At 60.1% G+C, this 18,498-nt stretch carries 14 protein-coding genes and 1 other RNA gene; 4 read left to right on the top strand and 11 right to left on the bottom strand.

Features of this window, described 5'->3' with window-relative positions; translation table 11 throughout:
• Positions 1–25: 25 nt before the first annotated feature.
• The 7 genes from NYR50_RS08695 to NYR50_RS08725 form a co-directional block, all read right to left on the bottom strand.
• Positions 26–775 carry an SDR family oxidoreductase gene (locus NYR50_RS08695; RefSeq protein WP_418135657.1) on the bottom strand — a complete coding sequence of 250 codons (750 nt, stop codon included), beginning with the start codon at positions 773–775 and terminating at the stop codon, positions 26–28.
• 89 nt (positions 776–864) lie between these two features.
• Entirely contained in the window at positions 865–2,409 is a 1,545-nt protein-coding gene (locus tag NYR50_RS08700) for a Do family serine endopeptidase (RefSeq protein ID WP_418135658.1), read from the bottom strand.
• A 192-nt stretch (positions 2,410–2,601) separates the two neighbouring features.
• Positions 2,602–3,525 carry a protease modulator HflC gene (gene hflC, locus NYR50_RS08705; protein WP_006311787.1) on the bottom strand — a complete coding sequence of 308 codons (924 nt, stop codon included), beginning with the start codon at positions 3,523–3,525 and terminating at the stop codon, positions 2,602–2,604.
• A gap of 1 nt (position 3,526) precedes the next feature.
• Complete coding sequence (gene hflK, locus NYR50_RS08710) at positions 3,527–4,645, bottom strand: FtsH protease activity modulator HflK (RefSeq protein ID WP_006311785.1); 1,119 nt, start codon at positions 4,643–4,645, stop codon at positions 3,527–3,529.
• Between the two features lie 143 nt (positions 4,646–4,788).
• Positions 4,789–5,316 (bottom strand): dihydrofolate reductase, encoded by a 528-nt coding sequence (locus NYR50_RS08715; protein WP_010972020.1) that lies wholly within the window; start codon positions 5,314–5,316, stop codon positions 4,789–4,791.
• Positions 5,313–6,107 (bottom strand): thymidylate synthase, encoded by a 795-nt coding sequence (locus NYR50_RS08720; protein WP_006311777.1) that lies wholly within the window; start codon positions 6,105–6,107, stop codon positions 5,313–5,315. The genes NYR50_RS08715 and NYR50_RS08720 overlap by 4 nt, the downstream gene beginning before the upstream one ends.
• A gap of 92 nt (positions 6,108–6,199) precedes the next feature.
• Positions 6,200–6,508 carry a DUF2853 family protein gene (locus NYR50_RS08725; RefSeq protein WP_006311776.1) on the bottom strand — a complete coding sequence of 103 codons (309 nt, stop codon included), beginning with the start codon at positions 6,506–6,508 and terminating at the stop codon, positions 6,200–6,202.
• A 141-nt stretch (positions 6,509–6,649) separates the two neighbouring features.
• On the opposite strand from NYR50_RS08725, the gene ssrA reads away from it, so the two are divergent.
• From ssrA to NYR50_RS08745, 4 genes are all read left to right on the top strand, one after another.
• Positions 6,650–7,020: a transfer-messenger RNA gene (gene ssrA / locus NYR50_RS08730) on the top strand.
• A 229-nt stretch (positions 7,021–7,249) separates the two neighbouring features.
• Positions 7,250–7,756, top strand: a complete 507-nt coding sequence (locus tag NYR50_RS08735; RefSeq protein WP_006311775.1) for an SspB family protein — start codon at positions 7,250–7,252, stop codon at positions 7,754–7,756.
• A 60-nt stretch (positions 7,757–7,816) separates the two neighbouring features.
• The gene (locus NYR50_RS08740) at positions 7,817–8,020 is read left to right on the top strand and encodes a DUF4169 family protein (protein ID WP_006311774.1); all 204 of its coding nucleotides are present in this window, start codon (positions 7,817–7,819) and stop codon (positions 8,018–8,020) included.
• A gap of 112 nt (positions 8,021–8,132) precedes the next feature.
• On the top strand, positions 8,133–8,342 hold the full coding sequence (locus NYR50_RS08745) for a ribbon-helix-helix domain-containing protein (protein ID WP_174008843.1): 210 nt from the start codon (positions 8,133–8,135) through the stop codon (positions 8,340–8,342).
• A 491-nt stretch (positions 8,343–8,833) separates the two neighbouring features.
• Here the strand turns inward: NYR50_RS08745 and NYR50_RS08750 are convergent, their stop codons facing one another.
• The 4 genes from NYR50_RS08750 to NYR50_RS08765 all read right to left on the bottom strand — a co-directional run bounded on the left by NYR50_RS08750 (position 8,834) and on the right by NYR50_RS08765 (position 18,466).
• On the bottom strand, positions 8,834–12,538 hold the full coding sequence (locus NYR50_RS08750) for an AsmA-like C-terminal region-containing protein (RefSeq protein WP_418135659.1): 3,705 nt from the start codon (positions 12,536–12,538) through the stop codon (positions 8,834–8,836).
• 91 nt (positions 12,539–12,629) lie between these two features.
• On the bottom strand, positions 12,630–14,042 hold the full coding sequence (locus NYR50_RS08755; protein WP_418135660.1) for an FAD-binding oxidoreductase: 1,413 nt from the start codon (positions 14,040–14,042) through the stop codon (positions 12,630–12,632).
• 129 nt (positions 14,043–14,171) lie between these two features.
• Entirely contained in the window at positions 14,172–17,318 is a 3,147-nt protein-coding gene (locus NYR50_RS08760; protein ID WP_418135661.1) for an efflux RND transporter permease subunit, read from the bottom strand.
• Positions 17,315–18,466: an efflux RND transporter periplasmic adaptor subunit gene (locus NYR50_RS08765; protein WP_418135662.1), complete on the bottom strand. Its 1,152-nt coding sequence runs from the start codon at positions 18,464–18,466 to the stop codon at positions 17,315–17,317. Before NYR50_RS08765 ends, NYR50_RS08760 begins: the two co-directional genes overlap by 4 nt.
• Positions 18,467–18,498: the final 32 nt, after the last annotated feature.

The raw sequence follows: 18,498 nt of genomic DNA on the forward strand, positions 1-18,498 counted from the left end.
GACGCCTGCCCGCCAGTTCCGAAGGTCATTTCACCGCAGCATTGCCGCCATCGGCAAACAGCGCCGCCCCGGCGACGAAGCTTGCCATGGGGCTTGCGAGAAATAGTGCGGCTTGCGCAATTTCTTCAGGTTCTGCAATGCGCTTCATCGCATGTAGGCCGGCAGCCCATTCCTTCTGCGCCGTGTCTCCAGCCATCGGCGTATCGACACCGCCGGGTAGAAGAGCATTCGCGCGGATACCGCTGACGGCATAATCGGCGGTAATGCCTTTCACCAGCCCCATCAACGCGGCCTTCGCCGTTCCATAAGCCGCCATACCGGGTATGCCGACACTGGTGCCAACGAAGCTTGACGTAAAGACGATCGAACCACGACCCCGCTTCAACATCGGCGGAATCTGGTAACGAGCGCCAAGGAAGGCAGAGGTGAGATTGACGTTGAGCACATGATCCCATTCTTCGGGCGAAATCTCCGCCAGCGGCTTCATGGCCCCCACCCCACCCGTATTGTTGACCGCGATATCGAGGCCACCGAAAACGCCCACGGCCGCATCCGCCAACCGGGAATGGGTTTCCGCAACGCCGGCGTCGCCCGCAACCGCATGGACACGGCCGCCGGTATCACGAATGTCGGCTGCAACCTCCTGCAGCGCCTTTTCACCGCGCGCATTGATGACGACTGCCGCGCCTTGCGTGGCAAACAGCATCGCCGTCGCCCGGCCGATGCCGGATGACGCGCCGGTGATGATGGCAACCTTGTTTTCGAGTAATTTCATATCCTTGGCCTCCGTTTGATGGAGACCAAGGGATAAGGACCCGACGGGGCCGCAACCACCCGATTCCTGACGGATCGGGCGAAAAGCGTTTATTCCATCGGCAACGCCACCACGCGCAGATTGCCCTGAGCATCCGCCACCATCATATGCGCATTCTTGCGGCCTTCGGACTTCAGGCCGTTCACACGCACCAGCACATCGCCAGGAACTTCCATGAAATCCTGTCCGACCTCGACAATAACGTCGCCGGCCTTCATGCCCTTCTGTTCGGCGGGAGAACCGGGATCGACGCTTGCGACAAGCACGCCTTCCACGCTTTCCGCAATGCCCTTTTCCGTGCGCAATTCATTGCTCAGCACCACCAGATTCATGCCGAGCACGGTCTGCGGTGCTTCGCGCACTTCAGGTGTCTGGTCCTGCGCCTGATCGTCGCCACCGTCTTTATCGTCGGGGGCAACCATGCTGCCATCACCGTCTTCACCCTGCGGGTCGTCGGTCGAGGCCTTCTCGTCGGTCGTATCCTGCAATTGCCCGAGCTTGACCTTAACGGTCTCCTCCTTGCCGTCGCGATAGACGACAACATCGACTTCCTTGCCGACAGGGCTTTCCGCCACGATGCGCAGGAGGTCGCGCATTTCATTGATATCCTTGCCGTCGAATTTCAGGACGACATCACCGGCCTGGATCGGGCCGTTCTCCACCGGGCCGCCCTTGGCCACGCCTGATATCAGCGCGCCCTTGGCGCTTTCCATGCCGAGGCTCGCCGCCACGTCATCAGTAACAGGCTGAACGCGAACGCCGAGCCAGCCGCGGCGGGTCTCGCCGAATTCGATGAGCTGCTGCACGATATTCTGGGCGAGCTCCGTCGGCACGGCAAAACCGATACCGATAGAACCGCCGCTCGGGGAAATGATCGCCGTATTGATGCCGATCACCTCACCCTTCATGTTGAAGAGCGGGCCACCGGAATTGCCCTTGTTGATGGCCGCATCCGTCTGGATGAAATTGTCATAGGGGCCGGCATTGATATTGCGGCCGCGCGCGGAAATGACGCCCACGGTCAGCGATCCGCCAAGCCCGAACGGGTTGCCGACAGCCATCACCCAGTCGCCGATGCGCATGCTGCGCGAATCGCCGAACTTCACGGCCTTCAGCGGCGTTTTCGGCTCCACCTTCAGGACCGAAAGGTCGGTCTTGGTATCGGTGCCGACCAGCGTCGCCTTGAGCTTCGAGCCATTCGGGAAAATCACCTCGATGGCATCAGCACCCTCGATGACGTGGTTGTTGGTAACGACATAGCCAGCCGGATCGATCACGAAACCCGACCCGAGCGAATTGACCTTTTCGCCGCCCTCCGGCTTCTGGCTGTCGAAATAATCCTTGAAGAACTCCTGGAAGGGCGAACCTTCCGGCAGCTTCGGCGGAACTGGACCCTTGCCCTCGGTCTTGACGTTCTGGGACGTCGAAATATTCACCACCGCATCGAGCAGTGGCTCGGCAAGATCAGCCACCGATTCCGGCCCATGGCTCTGCGCTCTTGCCGCAACCGGCGCCGAAAGGCTGCCCGCCACAAGCGCGATACCCGCAACTGCGGCAATGCTGTTGCGAAAAGGCGAAAGAAGGGTCACGGCCATAAGCGTCCTCGCGTTTCAAATCGTCATGCCCTGCTTATATCGTCAAAGCATAAGGCGGAATGATGAAGTGTAAAAATACCTTTTCGTGAACAGGCGGGGATGTCCTGCCCGTAGCCACAGCATTGGCACGAAAACGGAGTAAAAAGAAAGGGCCGGTAAAAACCGGCCCCTCCAAAATCAGTTGATCCGCTATCAGTTCGCCGGCGCTGGCGCAGGTGCGGCGGGAGCCGCAGGTGGCGCACCGTTGATATTGTTGAAATAACGGAAGAAGGTCGAATCCGGGGACAGGACCAGCGTCGTGCCATTACCGTTCAACGCATTGGCGTAAGCAGACATGGAGCGATAGAACTCGAAGAAATCAGGATCGCGCTGGAAAGCCACACCGAAGACCTTGTTGCGTTCGGCATCGCCTTCACCGCGCAGCACTTCGGACTGCCGCTGGGCCGTGGACTCGAGTTCCACCACCTCACGGTCGGCAACGGCCCGGCGACGCTGCGCCGCCTCATTACCACGTGCGCGGATAAGTTCGGCTTCGGCAAGACGTTCCGACTTCATGCGCTCGAAGGTCTGCTGCGACACTTCCTGCGTCAGATCGGTGCGACGGATGCGGACATCCACGATGCTGATACCGAGCGATTCCGCATCGGGACGCAGATCGTCACGCACTTCCTGCATCATCGATGCACGTGCATCCGAAAGTGCGGATTCAAAGCCGCGCAGACCGTAGACCCGACGCAACGATGCGTCGAGACGGGTGCGCAGGCGCGATTCCGCCGACATCTGGTCACCCGAGACCGTCTGCCGGAAGCGGCGCGCATCCGTGATGCGATAAACCACGAAGGCATCGACCTCATAGAACTTGCCGCCGGAGACCTGAACACGGATATTGTCGTGATCGAAGCGCAGCGCGCGGTTCTCGACATATTGCACGCGGTCGGCATCCATGAAGGCGAAGGGCAGCTTGAAATAGAGGCCCGGCGCCGTTTTCACATCCTGGATCTGACCGAAGCGGACGACGATGGCCTGCTGGCGCTCGTTGACGACGAAGATCGACGAGTAACCGAGGAAAAGCAGGACGGCGAGACCGACAAGAACGGCCGTAAGACGGTTACCCATATCAGTTGCCTCCCTGCTGTGCTGCGCCCGGATTGTTGCGCATGATCTCGTTCAGAGGCAGATAAGGCACCACGCCCTGTTTCTCGTCGATGATGATCTTGTTGGAACCCTTCAGGACCTGCTCCATCGTTTCCAGGAACATGCGCTGACGGGTGACCTCAGGCGCCGTGCGATACTGGTCATAGATGGAAATGAAGCGTTGCGCCTCACCTTCCGCCTCGTTGACGACACGCGACTTGTAGGCGTTCGCCTCTTCGACGATCTGCGCGGCCTGACCGCGTGCGGCACCGAGCTTCTGGTTGGCGTATTGATTGGCTTCCTGAACGAAGCGGTCTTCATCCTGTTCGGCACGCTGCACTTCGTCGAAGGCATCGGCCACTTCGCGCGGCGGAGCCGCATCTTCGATGGCCACGGCGTTGATGGAGATGCCCGCGCCATAACCGTCCATGGTGGACTGGATGATGCTGCGCACATCCGCCGCAATCGCCTGACGGTTATCGCGGAAGATATCCTGCGCCGGACGACGGCCAACGACTTCGCGCATGGCGCTTTCGGAAACCTGCTGCAGCGTTTCCGCCGGGGCGTCGACGTTGAAGAGATAGGACTTCGGATCGGAGACCGTATAGAGCACCGAGAACTGAACGTTGACGATGTTCTGGTCGCCGGTCAGCATCACGCCGCTCGACGAAGACGACGAGGCGCGCGAACCGATATTCTGCTGCTGCTCGGTCACCTTGACGATTTCCACCGTCTCGATCGGCCACAGATGGAAATGCAGGCCAGGCATCGAGATTTCGTCCTTCGGACGGCCGAAACGCAGCTCGACGCCGCGCTCGTCCGGCTGGACGGTGTAGATGGACTGGATGCCGAGGAACACCAGAACGACGAGAACCACGATGGCGACCACGCCGCCATTGAAGCCGCCGGGCAGCACATTCTTGAAACGGTCCTGGCTGCGCCGGATGATCTCTTCCAGATCGGGCGGGCCGCCATTGCCGCCGCCACCGCCGCGAGGCCGGTTAGGCCCCTGCCCCCATGGGCCGCCACCGCCGCCCTGGTTGTTTCCTCCACCGCCGCCGCCCCATGGGCCGCCGCCGCCATTCTGATTGCTCCAGGGCATCAATACCTCTTTATAAAAGCCTCTCCCGGTTCCGTTCGTAAGCGATTGCTCGCGTGCGGCGGGAATATCGACCCGTTATAGGAAGGAGAAGCGCCTGTTTCAACGCAGAGGTGGTAACTAAATACCCAATCGAGGTAAATAGTTCACTTTGCCGCGGCTCGTCGCACATAAGTGGTAAACAGAACCGGATAATTGTCCTTTTCCCCTGCGGACGCGGCCTTTTCTTCGGTTTTCTCAAAAACGGCGGGATCAATTTCCGGAAAAAAAGTGTCGCCATCGAGTTTTACCGCCACATGGGTGACGGAAAGTTGATCGGCAAAGGGCATGGCCTGACGGTAAATCTCGCCACCGCCGGCGACAAAAACCTCGTCCACGCCCAGTTCCACAGCCTTCGTTTTTGCAAGCTTCACGGCCTCGTCCAGCGACGAAACGACGTCGACGCCTTCAGGCCGGTAATCGGCATTTCGGCTGACGATGATATGCGGACGGCCCGGGAGGGGACGTTCGCCGACAGACAGAAACGTCTTGCGGCCCATGATGAGCGGCTTGCCCATCGTCATCGCCTTGAAGCGCTTCAGATCGGTCGACAGCTTCCATGGCATGTCGAGATCGCGGCCGATGACGCCGTTCTCGGAGACCGCAACGATGATGGTGACGCGCGGCTCACTCATACCGCGATCGGTGCCTTGATGCTTGAATCGGCCTCGTAATTCTCCAGCGTAAAGTCCTCGAACTTAAAGCCGAAAAGGTCTTTCACGTCAGGGTTGAGGCGCATGGTCGGCAAGGCCTTCGGCGTACGCGTCATCTGCAGCTGCGCCTGTTCGAAATGGTTGGCATAGATATGCGCATCACCAAGCGTATGAACGAAATCGCCGGGCTTGAGGCCCACGACCTGCGCGACCATCAGCGTCAGCAGCGCATAGGACGCGATATTGAAGGGCACGCCGAGGAAAATATCGGCCGAGCGCTGGTAAAGCTGGCAGGAGAGCTTTCCATCAGACACATAGAACTGGAACAGGCAATGGCAGGGCGGCAGCGCCATCTCATCCACCAACGCCGGGTTCCAGGCCGAAACGATATGGCGGCGGGAATTGGGATTGGTTTTAAGCGCCTCGATCAGAAGCGCGATCTGGTCGATATGGCGGCCATCAGGCGCCGGCCAGGATCGCCATTGCGCGCCATAGACCGGACCGAGATCGCCGTTCTCATCGGCCCATTCATCCCAGATGGAAACACCATTTTCCTTGAGATAGGCAATATTGGTATCGCCGTTCAGGAACCACAGCAGCTCATGGATGATGGAGCGCAGATGCAGTTTCTTGGTGGTGAGAACCGGAAAACCTTCGGAAAGGTCGAAACGCATCTGGTAACCGAATACCGAACGCGTGCCGGTGCCGGTGCGGTCTCCGCGGTCGGAGCCGGTTTCCATCACATGCCGGAGAAGATCGAGATATTGTTTCATGCGTTCTGCCGCCGATTCCCTGATATCAAGGGAATATAATAGCACAGGGCGGCAGAACCAATCACCTAATGCGGGTTTATCCCCGGCTCAGATCAAAGCGACTGAAGCTTGCCCAGTTCCTTGGCCACCAGATAATAGAAGGTCACGCGAGACTTGGAGCGATCCGCAGCCATGGCTTTTGCGACAGTGGCGATTGCCTTGTCGGCGCTGTCGTCGGTGACCCCGAGCTTCTTGCCGCACCAGCTAGCCTTCACGCGCGCAAGCTCTTCCGGATCGGAAGCGGACACCAGAGACGAATCCCGGTTGCGCAGGGCAATGCCGAGATGTTTGACGATCTTGCCGACCACGGCTTCGTCGGCTGCTGCGTCGTATTTCTTCACATCTGCGAGATAGTCGGTCATATCAACTCCTTCGTGTGTCCCCGGCGCAACGTTACTTCTGGTGACCGGTTGCAGGAGAATGGGACAGCAATCTCCCGTCGTCAAGAATAGTCTAAATTACGGACCACAATGACGAAACCTTTTCATGGAATTGTCATCACCCCCCTTTTCTAAGGCCGGCGAAACGCCTATATGAGCCTTGCCGGGGCAACCCGGCTATGGCGATAAACGGTCGGTGTAATAAACCTATTGGACCCGGGGGCGGTACCCGGCGCCTCCACCAAAAACCGGCGGGATCTCAAGATGAGGCCGGCTTTTGATGGGGGCGAAATAGGATCGACAAGGGCGTAAAGATCGAACTTTTGCTCGGCATGATACCGCCGTTATCGGGTCACAAGTGTAGTTGCAAATGACAACAACGCTAAGGAATACGCTCTCGCTGCCTAATGGCGGTGCGGGAATTCCGCTCTAAGTCCTTACGGTTAGCCCCGTAAGGCGGGGTTCGGAGGTACCTGGCAACAGAAACCTCCACCTTCTCCATTTTGCCTGAATTGATTATATGATAGCTGACTTGCAAACGGCGTCGGCTTTTCCGTTGCTGCCGTTCGGGACATTGCGTATACTTGGGCAAAGCGCAGCCGTCAGGATCGGGAATGATCCCGGCTCAAGGATTGCGCGAAGATTCAAAGTGTTACAGCGTCCCGGGCGCGCAAGCCGCGCCACGCATGAAAAGACGTTCGAATAAGGGAAAGACAGGACCGCATGGGGCAGGATCATATCCGTTACGACATTCTCGCACAGGATGCCCTTCGCGGCGTTATTCGTAAGGTTTTGGGTGAAGTGGCCGCTACCGGCCGCCTGCCCGGCGACCATCACTTCTTCATCACCTTCCTGACCGGCGCGCCGGGAGTGCGGATTTCCCAGCACCTCAAGTCGAAATACGCCGAACAGATGACCATCGTCATCCAGCACCAGTTCTGGGATATGAAGGTGACGGAAACCGGATTCGAAATCGGCCTCTCCTTCTCCGATACGCCGGAAAAGCTTGTTATTCCCTACAATGCCATCAGAGGCTTCTACGATCCTTCCGTCAATTTCGAGCTTGAGTTCGATGTGCCTCTGGCCGAAGAGGAAGAAATGGAAGAAGCGGAAATCACCGCTTACCCCGTTTCCCACGAGGCGAAGCCCGCTTCCGAAACACCCAAATCGGGTGAGGAAAAGAAGGAAGGCTCCGTCGTTTCGCTGGATGCTTTCCGCAAGAAGCAATAACGGCTTCTGCCCCAAGCCTTTTGAAACCCAGCCTCGTGAAACTCAAGGAGACATATCCCCATGGCGGCCGATATCGTCAATCTGCGTCAGTTTCGCAAACAAAAGGCGCGTAGCGAAAAAGAAAAACAGGCGGAGCAGAACCGCCTGTCTCACGGCCGCACCAAGACGGAAAAGAACCTCACCTCGGCCCTGAACGACAAAGCCGAAAAGGCGCTGGATCAGGGGCGGCTCGAAAAAGGCGATGACGGGGCCGGTAAAGACTGACGGACCAACTCACCGCAGCGGATTTCGGGATTCGAAAAAAGAATCGCAAAACAGGGACTTGCCGGCGAGACATGATCGAGATTTCCAACCGGATCCGCCGGAGACCGATCTGATGATCCGCAAACACTCCGCGACCTTGCATGGCCACCGCACCAGCATCTCGCTTGAGGATGCCTTCTGGGACGAACTGAAAATCATCGCCGAAAGACGCAAGATCAGTTTCGCCGCCCTGCTTGCCGAAATAGACGACAGCCGCCCGACCGACAGCAATCTGTCGTCATCGCTACGGGTTTACGTGTTGAACTGGCTGAAAACCCGCTGATCCAGACCGGCGCGGCCTTCATGTCACATCGATCGCAGACTGCCATACCGTGCGCCAGCAGCCGACTATAAAAATTCCCGTCGAAAACTCATAACGCCGTGAAAGCATTCATTAAACATTGGCGGCCTAGTCTGCGCTGCAAGGCATTCCCGTATTGCGTAGCCTTGCCTCCGACTAGTGTTCTCAGACTGTCCATTCCCCGCCTCTCCCCCGAGGCGACAGACGGCTTCTGCCGTCTCCGGAAACGAGGATTGCCATCAATCCGTAGGCAAAGCCACTGCTATCAGGTTTAAATTTTGATTGAGGCCTGAAGCCGGTTGGGAAGGGCGACCATCCCCTCGGCGTCATCCTCGGCCCTGTGCCGAGGATCTAATCACGTCGAATAAAATCAATCGGTTGCAGATAATAGCGACAAGATCGAGGATGACGTTGGAGCGTTTGGCGCGATCTTCACGAAATTGAAGAGCGACCGGCTTTCCTGTCCTTGGAGCTTACGGCGTGGCGGGCGCATTTTCCGGTGCCAGTTGCCGGATGGCGTCTTCCGTCGGCGGCACCACCAGAGCCGGTGCAGACTGTCGCTCGGGTGCCGGCGGCTGTTGCTGTTGCTGCTGCAACCGCTCCTGCTGTTCCTTTTCCTGGCGCAGGCGTTCTTCGGCCGCGGCTTTTAAGCGTGCCTCTTCTTCGGCCTTGGCCTTGGCTTCCGCCTCAGCCCGTTCCTTCTCGGCCTGCCGTTCTGCCGCCTGGGAGCGGTAGAGCGCCACTTCGCGGCGCAGGCGCTGCTTCTCGAGAACGCTGGCCTGCATGGCTTCCACCCGGCGCCGTTCCTTTTCGAAGGCCCGAAGAGAGAGGTAATTGCTGAGCGCGGAGACATCGGTCGTCAAGGCAGGCGCGGCAAGCGGGCCGTTATAGTTGAGACGCACGGACGGTTCAGCACCGGCGACCGTTTCGGTGCCGGGATTGAACACGAGATCGAGGTCACCATTCACGGTCGAAGCGGCAATGTCGACGGTCGCATCGGCGCTCAGCGTCACCGGATCGATGCCGGCACGCAAATTCTTGAAATGAAGCGCGCCGCCATTCAGCGAAAATGGCAGGGCAACATCACCGAGCGCGATTTCACCCTGCCACAGGCTCTGATCCACCAGCGGCCGCACCTTTGGCGCATCGATCGGCTGCTGCAAACCATCGGCCGCCTGCAGGATCGGTGGCAGGGCACCGGGATTAAGTCCCTTCAGCACAAGCCCTCCGGCACGGACTTCACCTGATCCACCAGCCGATTTCAATATTTCGCCGACACTTTTGCCGGTCGATTCCGCCGTGAGATCAATCGCAACCCGGCCTGTCGCAACAGGCCCGTTGGCATTGGCCCACAGGATCGGCTCCGGATTGGCGTCGGTCACCGCGATCTTGCTGCGGAAAATGCCCGCACCCTCGCCCGTGGACATGGCAAGCCGTCCGGCGAGCTTGCCGCCCATGAAGGTGCCGGCAACGTCGTCAAGCGAGAGACTGCCCGCATCATGCGTGAGCTTGGCCGAAACGCCCGTGACCGTGCCGAAGGGGCCAGCCTCGAAGCTTTCCGCCTTCAAAGCAAGCGACGCCTTGAGTTGCGGGAATGCAGGCATGGCAAGCGGCTTTGCATTCAGCGCGCCGGTTTCCGGGTCGATCACCGGCCCGTAGATCGCATCTCCCAGCCAGGCGAGATCGGCCGTTCTGACCGAAAGATCGCCCGTGACCGGATGAGGCGCGGCGCGCTGGACCGTGATATTGCCCGAGAAAGGATTGCCACCCGCCTGCCCGCCGATTGAGGAAAAAGCGATCTTCTGCCCATCCACCGCCACCTTGGCATTGGCTTTCAGCGCCATGCCGCCACCGAGCTGCGGCAGGCCGACAGCATTCATGATCATATAGGGTTCGATGTCAGCGCTTTCGAGCGCCACATCCGCGCTGCCCTCACCGAAATTGGCGGCCGCAACGGCAAAGGAACCATTCATCGAAAAATGCGTGCGTTCCGTCGAAAAACGCAGTTCGGTCTGGGCGGGCGAGCCGAGCGTACCATTGAGCTTGACGGAAAGGAGCCCCTCCCCATCCGCATCGAAGGGCAGCGGATCAAGCCCCGCCTGTCCGAACAGGATCGCCGTCGACTGGTTCTTCAGCACCGCTTCCAGCGACATGGCCGTATCGTCCGTGATCGACAGGAAATCCGGCATCTTGGCGACAGCCGACAGACGGCTGCCATTGACGGTGCCGGAAACGGCGACGTTGGCGCCGCCATTATCACTGTTGACCGATACATCCAGGGCAAGATCAGAATTGGCGTACCAGGGTGCGCTCGCCGCCAGGCGGGTCAGGAAGGGATGGTTCGGCAGCTTCTGCTGCAGCATGGTGAGGAACGGCTGCATATCGGTTGCATGCAAGTTCACCGTGCCTTTGCCGGCATATTTCAGCAGCGACCCCTGCAACTGGCCCTTTGCCTTCACCTCCGCGCCGGCAATATCACCGGCCGTCATGTTCTCAAGCGAGAGAACCCCGCCCGCCATGGTGAAGGCGGTCTCGACATGATTGGCGGTCACACCGGCCATGTTGAACCGGTCGGCCTTGAATTTCGCGGTGATGCGATGGTCGAGAACCGAGCTTCCGACCTGATCGCCAAGGGCGAGACTACCGAGCGCGCGCAGGGCATCGAGATCGATTTCATTGCCGGCAAGATCGATGGAAAGATTGGAGGTCTTGCCGTCGGAACGCCGCTCCAGCTCGCCTTTCAGAGACGCATCACCAATCGCCAGTTCCAGATTGTTAAAACGCTGGTTGAGCGTCGTCAGCGAGACATCGGCGGAGAAACCGGCGGCGTTAAGTTGGCGGATCGCGGGATCGACCGAACCGGAAAGCCAGTTCGCCAGCCCCGAGGGCTGGTTGGAGGCGAGCAGCAGATTGCCGTTGAAGGCGGGGCCGCCGAGCAGCGTCAGCGATCCCTTGGCTTCGAGCTGCGTCCGGCCCGGCAGCGTCGCCACGGCATTCACCACCTGCCAGCCGCTGCCATCCGGGCGCACATCCAGCCTGATGTCGCGGATCGTCGTATCGTCGGAAACGAGCGCGGGAAGGCTGATGCTCGCCTTGCCCGGCACCGGCGGCACCGGAATGCGGGCCACCATGGCGGCAAAGGCTTCGATGCGCTGCCGCACCGAGACGGTTGGCTGGCGCGAAGTCTTGCCCGTCTGCACCACGGGGGGCGCAAAGCGGGCGACGTCGATCTGCTGGCCATCTGCGGTGAGCAGGAATTCCGGCTTGGCGCCGGTATCCAGCGTCGCTTCACCGGTCACGACATAGGGGTTTTCAGTGGCGCCAAGCTCCATGCGGTAGCTCGGGATACGAACGCTTTCATTGGTCAGTTCGAAACTGCCGCGCGTGCGTGGTGAGGAAAAGAGAGATTGCCCCGCCTGCTGTTTCTGCTTTTCATCTTCCCGGAAGCTGAAGGAGAATGAGCCGCTATAGGCGGGTTTCCCCGCCGTCGCCGCAATCGCGCCGTCGAGATCAACTTCGACAGGATGTTCATCGGGCACGAGACGGAGCCTCAGCCCCATGCGGCCATTGGCGTAATCCGGCTCGCTGCTCGAAAGCGAGAACGAGCCCGGATGCCCGTCGAGGGCGGCGCGTCCTTCGGCTTTCCAGGGTCCGGCCAGCGAATTGGCGGACATGTCGGCATTGAGGCCGGTCACGACACGGTTCCGCCCGGACTGCTCATCGATGAATTCGATCTGCCCGCCTTCGATCTGCACGCTTTCCAGAACCACGGTGCGGGCGGGAATTTCCGCCCGGCTGCCGCGCATCCAGTCCAGCGTGCCGTCCTTCAACAGCCGGATCTTCGCCTTGGGTTCCTCGATACGCATGTCGAAGATGCGCGCTTCGCCGGAAAGGAACGGCGCCAACTCGGCATCCATGGAAAACCGCGCGACCTGGATCAGCGGCGATCCATCCGCATCCGTTCCGGCGCGCACGTCATGCAGCGTTACCGAAGGGAAAGGCAGAAGCCGGGCTTCGACCCGGCCGTGCACCACCACCTTCTTGCCCAGAATGCGGCTTGCCTGGTCTTCGAAGTCGCGGCGGAAATCCGTCCAGTCGACGAAATAGGGAATGAGCAGCGCTGAAAACAGCACCAAGACCAGCAGTCCGCCCAGAAAAACCAGAATACGCCCGAGCACTGACCTGCATCTCCCTTCGCGAACGCTGCAAACCTATTCTTTTCTGCCTTAACGGCAAGCAGCCTTTTGTACCAATCAAATATAAGAACGATCAGACAAGCCGAAACAATTTGCCCGGATTGAAGATGTCATCGGGGTCGAGCGACGTTTTGATGGCGCGCATGAGATCCAGTGCATTTCCTGCCTCTTCGGCAAGAAAACTCATCTTGCCCTGGCCAATGCCATGTTCGCCCGTGCACGTGCCATCCATGGCTAAGGCGCGGCGATTAAGGCGGGCGACAAAGGCCTCCGTCTTCGCAACACTCTCGGCATCCTTGCCATCAAACAGAATAAGCACATGGAAGTTCCCGTCGCCGGCATGGCCGACGATCGGCGCCAGAAAGCCATTCTCGGCAATATCCCGCTGCGTCTCCACCACGCAATCGGCCAGCCGTGAAATCGGAACGCAGACATCGGTGGAAAGCCCGTCGAGATGTGGTGCCAGCGCCCGCGACGCCCAATAGGCGTCGTGGCGTGCCTTCCACAGCTTGTTGCGCTCCGCCGCATCGCCCGTCCAGCGGAAATCGACGCTGCCGCATTCGGCCGCGATCTCGGCGAACTGCTGCGATTGCAGCGCCGCCGTCTCCTCGGTGCCGTGGAACTCCACGAAGAGCGTCGGCTTCTCCGTATAGTTCAGGCCGGAATAGGCGTTGCAGGCGCGCACCTGCACCTCATCAAGCAATTCGATGCGGGCAACCGGAACGCCCATCTGGATCGTCATGATGACGGCATCGCAGGCCGCCTTGATACTGTCGAAGGTGCAGACCCCGCCGGTGATCTTTTCCGGAATGCCCTGCAGCCGTAGCGTGACCGAGGTGATGACGCCGAGCGTGCCTTCGGCCCCCACAAAAAGCCGCGTCAGGTCGTAACCGGCGGAGGACTTGCGGGCGCGGCGGGCCGTGCGGATTTCCTCACCATTGGCGACGACAGCGGTGACGGCCAGAACATTGTCCTTCATCGTGCCGTAACGCACGGCATTGGTGCCGGAAGCGCGCGTCGAGGCCATGCCGCCAATCGAGGCATTGGCGCCGGGATCGATCGGAAAGAACAGGCCGGTATCGCGCAGATAGACATTAAGGTCCTCGCGCGTGACGCCCGGCTCCACCGTCACGTCAAGATCTTCGGCATTCACCTCAATGATGCGATTCATCCGGCTGAAATCGATGCATATTCCACCATTGGGCGCGTTGACCTGCCCTTCCAGCGAAGACCCTGTGCCGAAGGGAATGACTGGCACCTTGTATTGCGCGCAGGCCTTTACCACGGCCTTCACATCATCGGCGCTTTCGGCAAAAACGACGCCATCGGGCGCCTGCAGGGTCAGGTAGGTGGTGGTATGGCCATGCTGCTCCCGAAACGCCTGGCCCGTCTGGAGCTTGTCGCCAAGCTGCTGCTTCAGCACCGCAAGCACCGAGGCGATGCCCTCTTCGTTCCGCTTGCCCGCCACCACATCCTTCAGCGCCATCGTCTATCTCCACCGCAACATCTGCCCGTAACGGATTCGATCCGTTACGAAATTTCGTCAGGTGGTATGGGATAAGGTTAACGCTTTGTCCAGCATCGCAATTGCACCGGATGCGGTTTGGCACCCACCCTATTCCGCTGCGAGCAACGGCTTGTCTTCCTCCAGCGCCTTGCGGCGGGCGGCAAGTTCGAGTTCGCGGTGAAGGCGAATTTCCTCATCCGCCTGCGGTTTGGCGAAGCGGGCAATCAGCAGGTAAGACACCGGGGTGATGTAAAGCGTCACCAGCGTCGCAAAACCGAGACCGCCGACAATGACCCAGCCGAGTGCGATGCGCGCTTCCGCACCAGCCCCTTGCGCCAGCACCAGCGGCACGCCGCCGAGAATGGTGGCGATCATCGTCATCATGACGGGGCGCAGGCGCATACTGGTGGCCTCTTCAATCGCCTCCCGCACGGTCGCGCCCTGATCGCGCAGATGATTGGCGAACTCAACAATGAGAATGCCGTTTTTGGCCATGACGCCGACAAGCAGCACAAGCCCGATCTGGCTGTAGACGTTGAGGCTCGAGCCCGTCACCAGCAGCGCGATGACGGCGCAGGCGAGGCCGAGCGGCACCGTCGACATGATGATGACCGAACTCAGCACGCTTTCGAACTGCGCGGCCAGCACAAGGAAGATGATGGCGATGGCGAAACCGAAGGTCAGCAACATGCCGCTCGAATTTTCCTCCAGCGTCGCGGCCTCCCCCAGCGGCAGCAGACGCGCACCTGATGGCATCACGGATTGCGCCAGTTCGTTCACCTTCTCCATGGCCTGACCGAGCGACACACCGTCTTTCAGGTTGGCCGTGAAGCCGACGGAAGGAAGCTGCTGTTCGCGGTTCAACTGCGGCGCAACCGCATTTTCCTTGAGCGTGGCGATGACCGACATCGGTACGATCTTACCGTCACCCGTTTTCAGGAAGACATTTTCCAGATCGGTCGGATCGTTGATCGGCCGGGTGGAAGACAGGAGCCTGACCGGTATCGCATCGCCATCCACGAAGACATCAACGATCGAGCGACCTTCCAGCAGCGACTGCATCGAACGCGAGAGACCGGTGATGTCGATGCCCAGATCGGAGGCGCGCTCGCGGTCGATGGAGACGGAAAGTTGGGCCTGATTGGGCTCGTTGTCCAAACGCGGCGTATCGAACAGGCCGCTTTCCTCCATGGAAAGCAGCAGTTTCTGCGTCGCCTCTGTGAGCGCCGGATAGTTGCTGCCGACCATCGCCATCTGCAGGCCGTTGCCGGCGCCGCGAATGCGCAGACTGTTCGGCTGCATGGCATTGCCGCGCAAAGCCGGAACCTTGTTGGCAGCGGAGGTGACGTCCGCGGCGATCTGGTTCTGGGTGCGTTCGCGATCCGCCCAAGGTGCGAGCGTCAGCACCATGAAGCCGGTATTGGAAGAACCGTTCATGCCGGTGATGGAATAGACATTGCGGATTTCGCCACTATCGCGCAGCGGCTGCAGATTTTCCTCGATCCGTTGCAACTGGTCACGCGTATATTCAAGGCTGACGCCCTGCGGCGCGGTGACCCGCATCATGACCGAGGCGCGGTCCTCGCGCGGCGTCAGCTCGTTCTGGATCATGCCGAAGGCGATCCAGGACAGGCCCGAGAAGATCAGCGCAACAACTATGACGATCAGCGGATTGTTGAGGCAGGCGGCAAGCGTCGTCTTGTAGGTGGAGGCAAAGACATTGCCGAACCACACGAGCGGCCCCGTCGGTTCCTTCAGCCCCTGTTTCAGCATGCGCGAGGCCAGCATCGGGCACAGCGTCAGCGCCGTTATTGACGACAGGCCGACGGCGAAGGCCAGCACGAAGCCGAATTCACGGAACAGGCCGCCAAGCTGGCCCGGCAGGAACGACAGCGGAATGAACACGGCGGCAAGCGTCGCCGTCGTTGCGATGACGGCGAAGAACACTTCCTGCGTGCCGAGAACGGCGGCGGCGCGCGGTCCCATGCCTTCCGCCCGGCGGCGCACGATGTTTTCCAGCACCACGATGGCGTCATCGACAACGAGACCCGTCGCCAGAACGATGGCAAGCAGCGTCAGGATATTGACCGAGAAGCCGACCATATAGATGGCGACGATGGTGCCGATCAGCGCCACCGGCATGGTGATCGCCGGAATGAGGGTCGCCCGCCAGTCGCGGAAAAAGAGATAGAGCACAACGACCACGATGAGCGCGGAGAGCCCGAGCGCCAGTTCGACCTCGTGCAGCGCACCTTGGATGAAGACGGCGTCATCGCTGGTGACGACGATACGTGTGCCCTCAGGCAGATTGGCGGACATGGCTTCAACGGCTGCCTTCACACCCGTTGAAATATTGAGCGTGTTGGACTGCGCCTGACGGATGACACCGAGACCGACGCCCTGCACCCCATTCGAGCGCAGCGAGGTGGATTGATCGTCAGCGCCGAGCATGACGGTCGCCACATCCCGCAGGCGGATATTGTCCTTGATGAGAAGGTTGGAAAAATCCGCCGGCTTTGTCAGACTGGCCGTAGCGCGTACGACAATGTCCTGCGTCGTGCTTTTCAGCGATCCCGCCGGCACGTCGAGTGCGGCGCTGGCAAGCGCATCGGAAACATCGGTGACGGTTAGCCCGCGACTAGCGAGAGCAGCCTGATTGAGATCGACGCGAAAAATCTTTTCCTGATCGCCGTAAAGCTCCACATCCGCCACACCATCGACAGCGGCCAGACGGTCGATGATCTCGTCATCCACCAGCTTGGTCAGATCTTCCATGCTGAGCGTGGAGGATGTGACGGCAAGGCGCATGATCGGCTGGCTGTCGGAATCCGCCTTGATGATCTGCGGTTCGTCTGCATCGTCAGGCAGCTGGTTGGTGACGCGGCCGATGGCGTCGCGCACGTCATTGGCGGCAACGGCCATGTCGACATTGTCGCTGAACTCCATCGTCACGCGGCTGGTTCCGAACTGCGAGCTGGAAGCGATGGATTTGATGCCGCTGACACGCGCCACGGCGCCTTCGATGGTCTGCGTTACTTCCTGGTCAATCGTCTCCGGCGCCGCCCCCTCATAGGTGGTCCTGACGCTGATCGACGGACGGTCGACATCGGGCAATTCGCGCACTTCGACGCCAACCAGCGCCGCAAGGCCGGCGACGACCAGCAGCGTGTTGAGAACCGCCGCCAGAATAGGCCTGCGCACGAAGAGCGCGGTAAAGGCGAGTTTGGAATCCTGACCGGAAGACGGTTGCGTCATTGGCTGGCGACCTCCTCGGGCTTCGTCTGATTGCCGACACGAACAGCACCACCTTCTCTGACGCGCTGCAGACCCTCGATCACGACAGGCTCGCCCTCGGCCAGCTCGGCCTTCACGAGAACGGCATCCGGGTTGCGCTGCACGATCTGCACCCGCACCTTGTTCGATTTATTGTCGGTGACACGCCAGACATAGGAGCCTTCCGCATCCCATTGCACGGCGAGCGGATCGACCGAGGTATAGGCCTCGCCGGCAAAACGCATGGTGACGCCGAAGGACATGCCGGCCCTCAGCTCGTCCTTCTCGTTGCCGAACTTCGCCCGGATGCGGATGGTGCGGCTGGCCTCGTCGACACGGTTGTCGACGGCCTCGATCTCGCCGGTAAATGTCTCGCCGGGGCGGGAAATGGATGTCGCTTCCACCGGCATGCCGACCTTTATCGCGGTTGCGAAACGCTCAGGCGCCCAGAAATTGACGAGAATTTCAGAACGATCATCGATGCTGACGATGGTCGATTGCGTGGTGACGTTGTCGCCGACATTGGCAGCGACGATACCGGCCACGCCTTCGATGGGGGCGACGATATCGCGCCGCTTCAAATTCAGTTCGGCCGTGCTGAGCGCCAGCTTGGCGGCCTCTTCGGCGATCTGCGCATCCATCACGTCAAGGCGGGAGAAAGATTTCAGGTTCTTGTAGGAACTGGATTTTTCAATGGCGCTGCGCAGCGCGACCTGCGCCTTGTCGCGCTCGATCACCTGCTCTTCGTCATCGAGCCGGGCAAGTACCTGTCCCTTCACGACGCGCGCGCCGGCAGCCGTGCGGATTTCCGAAAGCGTGCCGGAGACCTGCGGCATGACCACAACCGACTGGATCGCCTGACCGTTGCCGATGGCGTTCAGCCGGTCATTGACGATGCCTTTTTTCACCGGAGCCGTCACAACAAGGGTGGCGTTGCCATTGCGGCGGTTGCCACCGGCGTTCTGACCCGCGGACGGACCAGCCGCCGCGACTTCGATCGCACCTGCCGGCACCTTGCCTATCCCGATGCTGGCAAGCACATTGCGGGCGTCAGGCGAATAAAAACCCCAGAGACAGAGCCCTGTCCCCACCACGGCCAGACTGACACCCACCTGTTTCCAGACCCGCATATAGTTCTCCGGTTAATCATCACAGCATAAAA

The sequence above is a fragment of the Agrobacterium sp. El2ro-1b genome (genome assembly GCF_048298475.1).
Taxonomy (GTDB): Bacteria; Pseudomonadota; Alphaproteobacteria; order Rhizobiales; family Rhizobiaceae; genus Agrobacterium; species Agrobacterium fabrum.